General features: G+C 41.0%; 12 protein-coding genes. 1 reads left to right on the forward strand and 11 read right to left on the reverse strand.

Annotated features, from left to right (window positions below):
- Window positions 1-55 precede the first annotated feature (55 nt).
- The 11 genes from HT715_RS02195 to ruvB form a co-directional block, all read right to left on the reverse strand.
- On the reverse strand, window positions 56-493 hold the full coding sequence (locus HT715_RS02195) for a PTS sugar transporter subunit IIA (RefSeq protein WP_000764149.1): 438 nt from the start codon (window positions 491-493) through the stop codon (window positions 56-58).
- 1 nt (window position 494) lies between these two features.
- Entirely contained in the window at window positions 495-2450 is a 1956-nt protein-coding gene (locus HT715_RS02200) for a transcription antiterminator (protein ID WP_001864364.1), read from the reverse strand.
- Window positions 2451-2473: 23 nt separating this feature from the next.
- Window positions 2474-4243 carry a PTS mannitol-specific transporter subunit IIBC gene (locus HT715_RS02205; RefSeq protein ID WP_119919898.1) on the reverse strand — a complete coding sequence of 590 codons (1770 nt, stop codon included), beginning with the start codon at window positions 4241-4243 and terminating at the stop codon, window positions 2474-2476.
- Window positions 4244-4687: 444 nt separating this feature from the next.
- A complete protein-coding gene (gene glmS / locus HT715_RS02210) occupies window positions 4688-6496 on the reverse strand; it encodes a glutamine--fructose-6-phosphate transaminase (isomerizing) (RefSeq protein ID WP_023939116.1) in 1809 nt (602 codons plus the stop codon).
- A gap of 191 nt (window positions 6497-6687) precedes the next feature.
- Window positions 6688-8067, reverse strand: a complete 1380-nt coding sequence (gene bglA, locus HT715_RS02215) for a 6-phospho-beta-glucosidase (protein WP_172922811.1) — start codon at window positions 8065-8067, stop codon at window positions 6688-6690.
- Window positions 8068-8165: 98 nt separating this feature from the next.
- Window positions 8166-10019 carry a proline--tRNA ligase gene (locus HT715_RS02220; RefSeq protein ID WP_172922812.1) on the reverse strand — a complete coding sequence of 618 codons (1854 nt, stop codon included), beginning with the start codon at window positions 10017-10019 and terminating at the stop codon, window positions 8166-8168.
- A gap of 12 nt (window positions 10020-10031) precedes the next feature.
- Window positions 10032-11291, reverse strand: coding sequence for an RIP metalloprotease RseP (rseP, locus tag HT715_RS02225; RefSeq protein ID WP_172922813.1), 1260 nt, complete (start codon window positions 11289-11291; stop codon window positions 10032-10034).
- A gap of 21 nt (window positions 11292-11312) precedes the next feature.
- Complete coding sequence (locus HT715_RS02230) at window positions 11313-12116, reverse strand: phosphatidate cytidylyltransferase (RefSeq protein ID WP_000189868.1); 804 nt, start codon at window positions 12114-12116, stop codon at window positions 11313-11315.
- A gap of 8 nt (window positions 12117-12124) precedes the next feature.
- Window positions 12125-12883: an isoprenyl transferase gene (locus HT715_RS02235; protein ID WP_000467312.1), complete on the reverse strand. Its 759-nt coding sequence runs from the start codon at window positions 12881-12883 to the stop codon at window positions 12125-12127.
- 336 nt (window positions 12884-13219) lie between these two features.
- A complete protein-coding gene (locus tag HT715_RS02240; protein ID WP_138706672.1) occupies window positions 13220-13792 on the reverse strand; it encodes a nucleotidyltransferase family protein in 573 nt (190 codons plus the stop codon).
- Window positions 13773-14771: a Holliday junction branch migration DNA helicase RuvB gene (ruvB, locus tag HT715_RS02245; protein ID WP_119946696.1), complete on the reverse strand. Its 999-nt coding sequence runs from the start codon at window positions 14769-14771 to the stop codon at window positions 13773-13775. The genes HT715_RS02240 and ruvB overlap by 20 nt, the downstream gene beginning before the upstream one ends.
- A gap of 131 nt (window positions 14772-14902) precedes the next feature.
- On the opposite strand from ruvB, the gene HT715_RS02250 reads away from it, so the two are divergent.
- Window positions 14903-14995 (forward strand): type I toxin-antitoxin system Fst family toxin, encoded by a 93-nt coding sequence (locus HT715_RS02250; RefSeq protein ID WP_000970381.1) that lies wholly within the window; start codon window positions 14903-14905, stop codon window positions 14993-14995.
- Window positions 14996-15253: the final 258 nt, after the last annotated feature.

Below are 15253 nucleotides of genomic sequence, written 5' to 3' on the forward strand. Positions count from 1 at the left end.
TCTCCTTTTCCTATTTGAGGGACATATATACTAGATGACAAATGACGAAATTCAATTATTCAACAGCATCAAATAAGCGCAATACTTCCTCTTTTGACTGAGCATCTGCTAGTTTAAGAACATTATCTACATCTGCACAGAAGATAGAAATTTTCTGAATAATTTCTAAGTGTTCATTACCAATACCAGCAATACCAAAAAGAACCGTTGCCACTTGAGGGTTAGATACATTCCCAAAATCAACCCCTCTAGGGACTTGAACGACTGTAATACCAGACTTGAGGACATCATTTTTTGCTGCATCTGTTCCATGCGGTATGGCGATAAAGTTACCCATGTAAACAGATAGCTCTTTATCTCGCTCAATCATGGCTTCAATATAGTCTTCATTAACATATCCACCCTCATAAAGAACTTGCCCACAATAACAAATAGCTTCCTCCTTGTTAGAAAATTGTTTATTAAGCTTAATCAAATGTTTTTCAAGTTTCATATTAGTTCTCCAATTTCTTAATTTTTTCGTTAAAAATAGTATTTAGCATCTGATAAATAATGGATTGATTTCCCGTCTTGTAAATCTCTGTATAAAGATGATTTTCAATAATCGACTGACTGATAGCTGTCATTAAATCTCTCGCTTCCTCGCTAGCTTCTTTAGACATTAGCATTAGCAGACACCTTTTGACCTCTTCTTCCTCTCGTTTCATTGACAATGCGGAGATAGGTAGTTTGAGTTCAAACATAGTAAAACTATTTGTTGTTACTTTGCTAGACTGACTATGTAAAAGCACCAGACCAGTATTAGGAATAGCCATAGGACTATTCTGGAAGTGAGATAACAATTTTCTTGTTAGGTAATCTCTGTCACTCACATTCTTCTGATATTGGATGATTTGTTCTACCGTGTGCTCAAATGATTGATTATTTTCCAATTGAACCAACTCGAATTGACTCAAAAGCTGACTACTAGATATTAAATAATCTTGCAAGTCATAACTTTTCTCTGGAGCGATAGCATCACGCGCGACAATTGTACGATGTGCCTGTACATACTGAAGTCGTTCCTGCAATTCAAGCAATTCTTTGACGGTTGGAAAACTAGAAATTACATCGATTTCCTGATTAGTCAGCGGCTTGGTAGATAAAATATAATCATACTGACTGAGATCAATACTGTGGTAATCTACTAGAGACTGAATATCTATCAACTCTACAAAAGGAGCAACACTCTTAATTTTACTGACTAATAAATCTCTAGTGACCCGACGTTCATCCGTTAAAAGCAAAACACGGACTGGATAAATCTCTGGACTACGGCCTAAGCTAGAGATAAAATGTAGGGCAATCATGCCATACTCATACTCTGTATGAAGATATTTCGGAAAAATATCATTCACTAAAAGACTGATGACTGTATAAAGAAATTTATTCCTTTCAACTAAAATCTGGACAGATTCTGGCAAATTTTCACCCTGAAAAAGGATAGGGACGCCTAAACTGAGCCGAATATGATGGAAAAGAAAATTGAATAAAACCTTGTCCTTAAAAAAGTCAATCTTGGTATACATGGAAACCGTATCAATCAGATTTGAAATATTGTAGAAAAATTCACCATCAAATTTCTCCGTAAAGAGCGGATTGTCCTGACGTTTAATGATTAATTCATCCAAGATGCTCGCAAAATAGATAATTTCCTGAATACTATAAAATTGTGCAGTCTGCTTAGAGTAAGCTTGAAAAATTTTTTGAGAAATTTCCAAAGCCTGCTTACTAGTATTAGGTGAATTTTCAATGTTTTGCTCCTGACCTATAAGAGATAACAAGATCGCAAAAAACATCTTCATCCTAGCATCCATATCTGGAAAACCTGACAGTTGCTTATTAACAATCTGACTGGCCAGCCTAGTTCTATCTGCTTCTAAAATATCAAAGCTCCCAAAATTACCGGTTGAAAAATCTGCTACTGAGATACAGTTTGTCAGTAAAATAGCCAAAAATCTTCTCTTACCAACTGAATCACCAGAAATACGATAACCTTTTTGTCGTTCAATTTTCAGATCAAAGTCTAAAAGACGCTTATCAATATCTGAAATATCCTGAATAATAGTTACATTACTGACTTTCATGCATTCTTGCAATGCTTCATTGGTGACAAAACCACTCTCAGTCAGAAGGCGATAGGTAATCAACTCTTGTCTTTCTTGGGGACTATACTCAACTAACACTTCAAGTTCTGTCGGCAAATCATCCAACTCTCCAGTCAAAATATAGTATTTCCCATGCTTCGTTATTTCGATTCCATATTGCTCCATGCTATCTGTCAAATCTGATAAAGTTCGATAAATTGTTCTAGATGAAACCTGTAAGATTTCAGTCATGTCTTGCATTGAAAGCTTCCCTACATGTAGGAAAGCCTTCAATAATTGTTCTTCTCGTTTGGTTAATAGCATTCGTAATTTAGAAACCTCTAGTTCTATTTGTACATTCTAACAGCCATTTTGTCATATTCTGGTGTTGTTACTAAACTATCCACAATAAGAAATTGAGAATTCGGTGCTGTTTGCTGCACTTCTGCCTGTAAAGAAATAGTTGTTACAATCATTATGTTTTTAGAATTAAATTCACCTAATTCTGAAATTTTGGCAGTAGAAACTGGAATACGAATATTCTTGTTTCTAAAGATAGCCCGAATCGTTTCACAGCCCATAGTTGCAGATCCCTGTGCTTTACCATAAGCAACTACTACAGCATCAATATGGTTAAGGTCAATTTCCTGACTATCTACTGATGCTGAAGTTGGTATATCTCCTTCAATTTCTGCTATTGGAGAAGCTCCTGTTAATGAAGCTACAATTTCATCATAACGAGGGGACGCTAAGAAATTATCAACAGAAACATGAATAGCACTTGGACTCTTGTCTTTAGCTCTTGGTGTCAGTTCTTCCTGAGTAACAATTAATGTTTTTGGTGTATCAAGCAAATTTGAGATTGCCTGATTAGATACTGGAATCTCTAGACCTGCTTTTTTAACCTTATCTCGAAGAATACTAGCTCCCATAGCAGAGCTTCCCATACCAGCATCGCAGGCGAAAATGATTTTTTCCACTGAGTCTGTCGAAACAACTGCATCAACAGAAGTTGATACTAACTGACCTTTAGACTGAGCCTTAGCTGCTTGGGTAGCCGCCTGAGCAGCTTCGAGCGAATCCTCAGTTGACTTGTCTGCATGAAGAATAAGGGCTGCTACAAGGAAAGAAACAACTGCTGCCACTAAAACACCTAGAAGAACATTTAGATGGGGCCAAACGCCTTTTGGCGCCGTAGCCATAATCGCAATAATAGAACCTGGTGAAGCTGGAGATTTAAGACCAGCGTCTAAGAGTTGAAAAGTAAAAGTTCCAGAGATACCTCCTGCCATAGCAGCTAAAAATAGAGTAGGCTTCATCATAACATAAGGAAAGTAAATTTCATGAATCCCTCCGAAGAAATGAATAAGCATTGCCCCCCAAGAAGAAGATTTAGCAGAACCTTTACCGAATACAGCATAAGCTAATAGAATTCCCAGGCCTGGTCCAGGATTAGCTTCCAATAGGAAGAGAATTGACTTACCAGCTTGAGCTACCTGTTCTACTCCCAGAGGAGTAAAAATGCCATGATTGAGGGCATTATTGAGGAAAAGGACTTTAGCCGGTTCGATGATAATATTAGCTATAGGAAGGAGGCGAGCATTAACAATAGCCTCAACACCATTCCCAACAGCTCCAGTAAGAGTCGATACGACTGGACCGATTGCGTAGAAAGCCAAAAGCAATAATGCAAAACCAACGAGACCAGCTGAGAAATTATTAACTAACATTTCAAATCCGGGACGAATTTTTTCCTGGAACTTTTCATCAAATTTCTTGATAGTCCATCCTCCCAGTGAGCCCATTACCATAGCTCCGATAAACATAGGAACACTAGAACCTGTGATTGCACCAACAGTAGCAATAGCTCCTACAACGGCACCACGTTGACCATGGATCATATATCCACCTGTGTAACCAATCAGGATTGGCAATAAATACGTTAACATAGGACCAACAACAGTAGCTAACTGTTCATTTGGCAGATAGCCATCAGCGATAAAGAGGGCAGTCAACACTCCCCAAGCAATAAATGCTCCAATATTGGGCATAACCATATTTGAAAGCGATGTCCCTAGTTTTTGAACTCTGACTTTCAATGATACTTTTTCTTCCATTAGGATCATCCTCCTTTTCTTAAAACTAGTATATACAAAGTTAAAAACCTTTAAAACTAAAGTTTTGTCACAGATTTTGTGCCAAAACTTTACTTTTGACGAGGCTGGGCAAAAAGGCTTAAAAATGATAAAACGCATCATATCAGGTGTACAAAACCTTAATATGATGCGTTTTATCATGGAAAGATTTACTGAATTTTCTCTTCAAATTGAGTTTTTGCCCAGCTTCCTCTTTTTATAGTAGTTTGAAATAAGATACGAACAAATCAATTGGAAAATTCAAATTAATTTCTAGAAATATTTTAGTATTCCTGTGTACTGTTCTAAATTCAATCTGCTATAATTATTGAAAAGTAAACCCCTATCATCATTTGTAACATAAAAAATAGGCTGTAAAACCTTATAGGATAAACCTATGGCTTTACGCCCGTATATTCATAGATTCTATTCTACCGTTACTGATTTAGCAAGGTTACGTGGTTTGTCCACATCAAGACCACGGTGGAGGGTTGCAAAGTAAGCGACCAATTGCGTTGGTACGACCATTGAAATTGGTGAGAGGTAAGGGTGTACAGTCGTAAGGACGATATCGTCTGTCTCTTTAGCAACATTTTCTTCTGCGATAGTGAGGACTTTTGCACCACGGGCTGCCACCTCTTGGATATTTCCACGAGTGTGGTTGGCAAGGACTGGATCTGACAAGAGAGTCAAAACAGGTGTTCCTTCTTCAATCAAGGCAATAGTTCCGTGCTTGAGTTCTCCTGCCGCAAAGCCTTCACACTGGATGTAAGAAATCTCTTTAAGTTTGAGACTTGCTTCCATGGCTACGTAGTAATCTTGACCACGTCCGATGTAAAAGGCGTTACGAGTTGTTTCAAGTAGCTCACGAACCTTGACTTCAATGGTTTCTTTCTCTGAAAGAGTTGATTCGATAGACTGAGCTACGATTGACAACTCATGAACTAAATCAAAGGCTTGCGCTTTGGCATTGCCATTTGCTTCTCCGACTGCTTTTGCAAGGAAGGCAAGGGCTGCAATTTGCGCTGTATAGGCCTTGGTTGAGGCTACGGCAATTTCAGGACCTGCGTGAAGGAGCATGGTATGGTTAGCTTCACGTGAAAGGGTTGAACCTGGGACATTTGTCACTGTCAAGCTTGGGATTCCCATTTCATTAGCCTTGACCAAAACCTGACGGCTATCCGCTGTTTCACCAGACTGGCTGATAAAGATGAAAAGTGGTTTCTTGCTGAGAAGTGGCATACCGTAGCCCCACTCAGATGAGATTCCAAGTTCAACTGGCGTATCTGTCAATTCTTCCAACATTTTCTTAGAAGCAAATCCTGCGTGGTAAGATGTTCCAGCTGCAAGGATGTAGATACGGTCTGCGTCTTGAACAGCCTTGATAATAGCTGGGGCTACGACAACTTGACCAGCCTCATCTGTGTAGGCTTGGATAAGTTTCCGCATAACCGTTGGTTGCTCGTCAATTTCCTTGAGCATGTAGTAAGGATAAGTTCCCTTACCGATATCAGACAAGTCAAGTTCAGCAGTGTAGCTAGCACGCTCACGACTGTTGCCATCATAGTCTTGAACTTCCACACTATCCGCCTTGACGATTACCAACTCTTGGTCATGAATTTCCATGTATTGGTTGGTTTCACGAATCATAGCCATAGCATCTGAGCAGACCATGTTATAGCCTTGTCCAAGACCAATCAAAAGTGGTGATTTATTTTTAGCCACGTAGATGACTTCCGGAGTTTGTGAGTCAACCAAGGCAAAAGCATAAGAACCACGGATGATGTGAAGAGCTTTTTTGAAGGCTTCAAGAACTGACAAGCCATCTTCTTCCGCAAATTTTCCAATCAAGTGAACGGCAATTTCCGTATCTGTTTGCCCCTTGAAGTGGTGACCTGCAAGGTATTCTTCCTTGATTTCAAGGTAGTTCTCAATCACTCCATTGTGAACCAAGACAAAACGTTCTGTCTCAGAGCGGTGTGGGTGAGCATTGTCTTCCGTTGGTTTCCCGTGAGTAGCCCAACGAGTATGTCCGATACCAGTTGTTCCCTCAACATCAGCTGTCTTGGCAGACAATTCTGCGATACGACCAACAGCCTTCACCAAATGGTTCTCAGCACCACCTAGGACAAAAATTCCCGCAGAATCATAGCCACGGTATTCGAGCTTCTCAAGTCCTTGAATCAAAATATCAGTTGCATTTGTGTTTCCAACAACACCAACAATTCCACACATAGTATATACGACACAGACCAGCTGTGCTTTCTCCTTAAAATTGGTATAGTCTAATTCCTCTTTTATAGAACCAGCAAAAACAGTATATACTTGTTTCTTTCACTTGTCAAGAGTAAAAATTGGTATAGTTCAAATTAAGCTCCTGTAAGCAAAAAACTCTGACCAATTGGGATAATCAGTCAGAGTTCTTTTTAAAACCCATTATTATCGCTTAATTCCTTGAACCAGTGCCCTGATTTCTTCAGACGACGTTCTTGCGTTTCCAAGTCTAATTCGACCAAACCATAGCGATTTTTATAGCTATTGAGCCATGACCAGCAATCAATAAAGGTCCAGATTAAGTATCCTTTACAGTTGGCTCCATCTTTAATGGCACGGTGAAGTTCACGAAGATGACCTTTTACAAAGCCAATACGGTAATCATCTTGAATCATCCCATCTTGACGGAATTTTTCTTCCCCTTCAACACCCATACCATTCTCTGTCAACATCCATTCGATATTACCATAATTTTCCTTGATATTTTGAGCAATGTCATAGATCCCTTGCTCATAAATCTCCCAGCCACGATGAGGATTGATTTTACGTCCAGGCATCACATAAGGCTCGTAAAAATGTTCGGGTAAGAGTGGACTCTCTGGATGCTTAGCAAATCGAGGTGCCATAACACGCAAAGGCTGATAGTAGTTGACACCAAGGAAATCCACTGTATTGTCACGAATGACTTCCAACTCCTCCTCCGTAGCATCAGGCAAGAGACCGTATTCATGTAAGATTTCTACCAACTCCTGTGGATAAGTCCCCAAAACAGACGGATCTAAGAAAGATTGGGCCTGAAAAAGGTCCGCAATACTAGCAGCCTTGACATCAGCAGGATGCTGGCTACGTGGATAAGCCGGTGTCAAGTTGAGGACAATCCCAATCTTGGAATCAGGCAAGAGTTCATGACAAGCCTTAACCGCCCGACTGCTAGCCAATTGTGTGTGGTAGGCTACTTTAACCGCCGCTTCTGCATCCACCTTATGTGGATAATGGGCATCGTAAAAATAGCCAAATTCCACAGGAACGATTGGCTCGTTAAAGGTAATCCATTGATCCACTAAATCTCCATAAGTCTCAAAACAAAAACGAGCATAGTCTTCATAAGCTGAGACAGTCCCCTTATTTTCCCAACCATCACCATCCTCTTGAAGGGCAAAAGGCAAATCAAAATGATAAAGATTGACTAAAAGACGAATCCCTTTGGCCTTAATAGCCTCAAAGACCTTACGATAAAAATCCACACCTTGAGGATTGACTTCCCCACGCCCTTGTGGAAAAATCCGTGACCACTGAATAGAAGTCCGAAAGGCCGTGTGACCAGTTTCTAACAGTAGCTCAATATCCTTTTCCCAATTTTCATAAAAGGTCGATGTCTTATCTGGACCAATCCCATTATAGTAACGGTTTGGCTCCACTTGGTACCAATAATCCCAGAGATTATCTCCCTTACCGTCACCAGCTACACGTCCTTCTGTTTGTGGTCCAGAAGTAGAGGATCCCCAGACAAAATCCTTTGGAAATCTTAGCATACACTTACCTCTTTATCTACTCATTTTTCCCATTATACAGAAAAAACAAGGTAAAAACTAGTTACATTTTTTCCTTGTTTTTCTTCTGATTATAGTTTTTATTTCTTGCTTAAGATTTCAAGCGTTTCGAGCACATTATCTGCATGAACTTCGATAGTGTCACCAGTCGCTTTAATCTTAACTTCTACGATGCCATCAGCCGCTTTCTTCCCAACAGTGATACGGATTGGCAGCCCAATCAAGTCACTATCGCTGAATTTGACTCCGACACGTTCATTACGGTCGTCTGTCAAGACTTCGTAACCTGCTCCCATCAAGCTTGCTTCAAGTTTTTCTGTCAAGGCTTGCGCTTCTTCGTCCTTGACATTGACAGTGATCAAGTGCACATCAAATGGTGCCAATTCTTTAGGGAAGTTGATTCCCCAAGCGTAACGGTATTCACCTTTTGGTGTTTTGTTAACAAAGAGGCGAGCGTGTTGCTCCATCACTGCTGAAAGGAGACGGCTGACACCGATACCGTAACATCCCATGATGATTGGCACAGCACGACCATTTTCATCCAAAACATCTGCTCCCATGCTTGCTGAATAGCGAGTGCCAAGTTTAAAGATGTGACCAATTTCGATACCACGCGCAAAGTTAAGGACTCCTTGCCCGTCTGGTGAAATTTCACCCTCACGAACTTCACGGATATCCACATATTCTGCAGTAAAATCACGGCCTGGATTCACACCAGTCAAGTGGTAGCCATCTTCGTTAGCACCCACAACTGCATTATGGACATCTTGCACCTTCCTGTCTGCGATGATTTTAACATTCTCTGGCAAACCAACTGGTCCAAGTGAACCGAATCCTGCTTGAACAAGATTCGCCACTTCTTCTTCGCTAGCAACGTCAAAGAAATCTGCTCCCAAGTAGTTTTTCAACTTGACTTCGTTGAGTTGGTCATTTCCAACTAGAAGGGCTGCAACAAGCTCACCATCTGCCATGTAGAAGAGGGTTTTAATCGTTTGTTCTTCTGGAACATTGAGAAAGGCTGCAACTTCATCGATTGACTTAACATCTGGCGTTGCAACACGAGTCACTTCTTCTTCAGCGACAACACGGTTGCTTGGTTTGTACTCGTTTGTTGCCATTTCTAAGTTAGCTGCATAGCTAGACTCACTTGAGTAAGCAATGGTATCTTCACCAGAGACTATCCATTTGAGCAATTCTGCCTTGATTTCTTCTTGCACTTGATCAGGAATTTCGTCAAATGAGGCAACTGACTTGTCCAAGACAACCCAGCGGTCAAGGTCTGTACGAGCAGATGTAATGGCCATAAATTCTTGGCTATCCTTACCACCCATGGCTCCACCGTCACCAATAATAGCCTTGAAGTCTAAACCACTACGAGTGAAAATACGCTCATAAGCAGCCTTGTACTCATCATAAACACTGTCCAAGCTATCATAGTTAGCGTGAAAGCTGTAAGCATCCTTCATGATAAACTCACGTGTACGGAGAAGTCCATTACGTGGGCGTTTTTCATCACGATACTTAGGCTGGATTTGGTAAAGGTTGAGTGGCAATTGCTTGTAAGACTTAACAGAATCACGGACAATAGCTGTAAAGGTTTCTTCGTGTGTTGGACCTAGGATAAAGTCTGATTTTTCACGGTTTTTTAGTTTGTAAAGGTCTTCACCGTAAGTTTCGTAACGACCTGATTCGCGCCACAATTCTGCACTGAGAAGGGCAGGAACCAACATCTCAACGGCACCAATCTTGTCGAATTCTTGGCGCATGATATTTTTAGCTTTTTCAATCACACGATTAGCAAGTGGTAGGTAAGAATAAACACCTGCAGATACTTGGCGAACATATCCAGCACGCAACATAAGAGCATGGCTGATAACTTGAGCATCGCTTGGCATTTCGCGAAGCGTTGGGATAGGCATTTTACTTTGTTTCATAATATTCCTCGATTATCTAAAAAAGAGTCGCATAATGTCATTCCAGGTCACAGCAATCATCAAGACAACCATGATGACCACTCCGGCCAAGGTGACATAGGTTTCAATTTCTTGTTTCAATGGTTTGCGGCGGATAGCTTCTAGGATATTGAGCACAATCTTACCACCATCCAGAGCTGGAATCGGAATAAGATTAAAAATCCCGATATTGATGGAAATCATTGCCAAGAAGTACAAGACATTCTCAATTCCATTTTTAGCAGCATCACTACTTGCCTTAAAGATGGCAACAGGTCCACCCAACTTGTTCAAATCCGGTTGGAAAATCAGATTTTTCAGTGCTGATAAAATTCGTAGGGCCGAGTCAGCAGCAGTTGTAAAACCACCTACAAACATGGATAGAAAGTCCGACTTAATTCCCGGTTGAACACCTAGAAGGTAACGGCCTTGACTTTCTTCCGGAGTAACAGTGACTTGTTTGTCACTCCCCTTTTCAGAAATAGTCACATCCAAAGTCGGTGCCGTCTTATCTTTGGTTTCTGTTTCCACAGCTTGGATCAAGCTTTCCCAGTTGCTAACCTCATGTGAGCCAATCTTGGTAATTTGTGCCGTTTCTGGTACTCCTACCTTGGCCAAGGCACCTTGGGGCATGATATGGAACTGATTGGTATCAACATCTCTGACACCACCCTGCATGAAGATTAAAATCCAGAAAACAACAACCCCTAAGATAAAGTTATTCATAGGACCTGCAAAATTGGTAATCAGTTTGCCCCAGATAGTCGCATTTTGATATTGAACATCTAAAGGTGCAATCCGAACCTCAGTACCATCTGCTTCCACAACCGTTGCATCGTGATCCACTGCAAATGTTTTTTCTTCTTCCAGAACCAATCCTTTGATAAAGAGCTTGTCTTCAAAATCAAACTGGGTCACCTGCATAGGGAGGGCTGTTTGATCCAATTTTTTACCTGAGAGATTGATGCGTTTAACCTTACCATCATCAGCAAGTGTCAAACTAACAGGCGTTCCTGTCTTGATTTCAGTTGTATCATCACCCCAACCGGCCATGCGGACATAGCCACCCAGAGGCAAGATTCGAATGGTATAGGCCGTTCCATCCTTGCCAATGTGAGCAAAAATTTTAGGTCCCATACCGATGGCAAATTCACGTACTAAAATCCCTGATTTCTTGGCAAAGTAGAAGTGCCCGAACTCGTGCACCACTACAATAATCCCGAAAACCAGAATAAAGGTTAAAATTCCGAGCATAGCGTTTCCTCCGTCTTTTGATTAAAAGAGTCCAAATAAGTGCATGATTGGAAATACAAGCAACATACTATCGAAACGATCCAAAACACCACCATGTCCAGGGATAAATTTCCCAGAATCCTTAACACCAAAATGACGTTTGATCGAACTTTCTAGTAAATCACCAAATTGTCCAGCAATACTAAAGAAAATAGCAAAGACTGACATCTTGTAAATTCCATATGGAAGAGCAACTGTACTGTCAACTATCATAAAGATAATGGTTACTAAAATCGCTCCTAAAATACCACCCAAGGCACCCTCAAGGGTTTTATTAGGCGATACCCTTGGTGCTAACTTTCGTTTCCCATAGTTCATCCCAACAAGATAGGCACCACTGTCTGTCGCCCAGACGATACACAAGGCTAAGAGAGCCTTGTCCAAACCTGCAACACGAGCATCTAGTAAAGCATTAAATCCAAAGCCCACGTAGAAGCTCATAGCAAGAGGGAAAACCGCATCCTCAATCGTATAAGACTTGCTAAACACAGTCGTTCCTAACATGATTGAAATCAAAACACTATAGGCAACCACATTCCCATCAACTGGCAAAAAAGTCAGGTAATTCTCCAAGGGAATGGTCAAGGCAAAGGTTGCAAAGAGGGTCAAGAGGCCCTCCATAGTCATGGTCTCTAGACCTCTCATCCTCAAAAGTTCATGCATGGCTAGCATGGCTATGATTCCGATTGCTATCTGAAGCAAGAGTCCCCCAATCATCAAAATCGGTAGGAAAATAGCCAGTGCAATCCCTGCAAACAAGGTTCTTTTCTGTAAATCCTGTGTCATATTTCCTCCTAAACTCCTCCAAATCGGCGATGACGACGATTGTAGGCAAGAATGGCTTCCTGCAAGGCCGCCTCGTCAAAATCAGGCCACAAGGTATCTGTAAAATAGAGTTCACTATAGGCCCCCTGCCATGGTAGGAAATTACTCAAACGCAATTCTCCACTGGTACGGATAATCAAGTCTGGGTCTCGTAAGTCCTTAGGTAAATGCTGGGTAAAAAGATAATTACCAATCAACTCCTCTGTGATGTCACCTGGGTTGATTTTGGCATCTAAAACATCCTGAGAAATCAACTTAAGAGCCTGTGTAATCTCAGCACGTCCACCATAGTTAAGAGCAAAATTAAGAATCAAACCTGTGTTGTTCTTAGTCAATTCCTCAGCCTTGGTCAGAGCTTCAAAGGTTTGCTTAGGCAGGCGGTCCGTTTCTCCGATCATTTGAATCTTAACATTATTCGCATGCAGTTCCGGGACATAATTATCATAAAACTCTACTGGCAAGTTCATGATAAACTTGACTTCCTGATCTGGACGGGTCCAGTTTTCCGTAGAAAAAGCATAGACCGTAATAACCTTGACGCCCAGTTTGTTGGCTGCCTTGGTCACGGTTTGCAATGCTTCCATGCCCGCCTTATGTCCAAAAACTCGCGGTTGCATACGTTTTTTAGCCCAACGGCCATTGCCATCCATGATGATGCCGATATGAGCAGGAACCTGTGTCGGAACCTCTACTTCCACAGCCTTATCTTTCTTAAACAATCCAAACATGATCTTATTCCTATTCAAAAATCTATCGTTTCATTATACCATATTTCCCTATTTTCTTCTATCACTAAGCTATTTATACTCTTCGAAAATCTCTTCAAACCACGTCAGCTCTATCTGCAANNTGTTTTGAGCAACCTGCGGTTAGCTTCCTAGTTTACACTTTGATTTTCATTGAGTATTATTCTCAGGCACCAAGCCCTTTTTTCAAAAAAATAAGCCGCCTGATTGGGCGACTTTATTTTTTATAGGGAGATTATTATGAAAAAGTTTTAGGAGTTTAAGTTAAGGTCTTCTTAACTTATGAACTTAGTATACACTCCCTAGCTTAAAGTTTCCTTAAGAAGTTTTAAAAATCAAATTTTTCCATTTCTCCTGACAATTTTTCTTGGATAAACGTGTTTGATAAAGCTCCATTCGGTCTTCATTTTCTAAGAAATGAGGAGTTGGACGAACTTGAAAATTCAAAATATCCTCGAGTCCGTAAGGAGTAAAGAGTTCTAAAGTAGAATCTTCATTCAAGCGCAGTCCAACAGCCGTACATCGTTCTGGATACTTACTCATGGCATCACAAGAGCTGCTATAGGGAGCAGTATGAGGACTGTGCTGATGCATACAGACTTGATTTTTCAATTCCCACTGGTACTGAGGAAAGTCCTCTCTCAGCTTTTTCTCTAGGGACAAGGTTTCCTCATAAGAAATATCTGGATCAAAGAAAATTACATCTACATCTGTTTCACAATCAAAAGGGGACTTGTCTGACAAGAGATTCCAGATAAAATTTCTGACAGAACCTGCTGCCAACCAAGAATCTTTCAGACCAAGGTTTCGGATAATAGTCAGAATAGCCATCATATCCCGATTTTCTCTGAAAACTTCCAGAATTTCTTGCTTATTTTTCACTGTATTCATAACCTAAGTGCTCATATGCCTTAGCAGTCGCCACTCGTCCAGAACGTGTCCGCATGATAAAACCTTTTTGAATCAAGTAAGGCTCATACATGTCTTCCACCGTCTCTCGCTCCTCTGCAATGTTAACAGAAAGAGTTCCTAATCCAACAGGGCCACCACCGTACATCTCAATCATGGTCCGAAGGATTTTCTGGTCCACATAGTCCAGACCTTCATGGTCAACATCCAGCATGGTCAAAGCCTTATCCGTAATAAGATCATCGATAACCCCATCCCCCATTATCTGGGCAAAATCGCGCACGCGCTTGAGGAGACGATTGGCAATACGAGGGGTCCCACGACTACGTAGGGCCAACTCAGATGCTGCCTCATGAGTGATTTCCATCTCAAAAATATCTGCCGTCCGCTCAACAATTTCCGTCAAATCAACATGAGCATAATACTCCATATGACCTGTAATCCCAAAACGTGCCCGTAGCGGATTTGAGAGCATACCAGCCCGAGTCGTCGCCCCAATCAAGGTAAAAGGTGGCAACTCCAAATGAACGCTGCGACTGCCTTCACCAGCACCAATCATGATATCAATGTAGAAGTCCTCCATGGCACTATAAAGCACCTCTTCCACAGACATGGGCAAGCGATGAATCTCATCAATAAAAAGGACATCCCCAGGCTCCAAGTCGTTCAAAATCGCTACCAGATCACCGGCTTTTTCAATGACAGGCCCAGACGTTTGCTTGAGATTGACACCTAGTTCGTTGGCAATAACAAAAGCCATGGTCGTTTTTCCCAAGCCTGGAGGGCCAAATAAGAGCACATGATCCAGCGCTTCATCCCGCATTTTGGCAGCTTCGATAAAGATTTGGAGCTGGTCCTTGACCTTATCCTGTCCGATATATTCACGTAAATACTGAGGACGGAGCGTGCGTTCTACTAACTCCTCATCCCCCATTATCTCATTATCTAAAATTCTACTCATGGCTCTATTATATCAAAAAACCAAGCCACAAACAAAAAAGCCACTGGATTGTGACTCCCGAGTCTAGCACTTATGTGGTATAATATTGTTCGGAACTTCTACACCGCCTACGAAAGGAGGTGAGATAGCCCATGATGGAATTAGTACTCAAAACTATCATCGGACCAATTGTGGTCGGTGTCGTTCTTCGTATAGTCGATAAATGGCTAAACAAGGACAAATAGTGTCAAAAAAGACCTCAAGCTTATTTGGTCGTGAGCTTGGGGTCTTTTCTAGCCTATGATATAGAACTAGTACTCAATTCCTTTTTATTATCCCATAGTTCACGAATTTTGTCAAAGGTTTATATCCTCATCCATTCAGCTTCTCCAACTTTAGAATCTGTCCAATAAAGTTTATAAGATTTAGAGAAAGCTATTGAAAAATGATATTTAGAAAACTTCCGAAAAGCCTGAAATAGAGCAATCAAAACCACCAGTGTG

It is taken from the genome of Streptococcus sp. 4155, from assembly GCF_013276695.1.
GTDB classification, from domain to species: Bacteria; Bacillota; Bacilli; order Lactobacillales; family Streptococcaceae; genus Streptococcus; species Streptococcus pseudopneumoniae.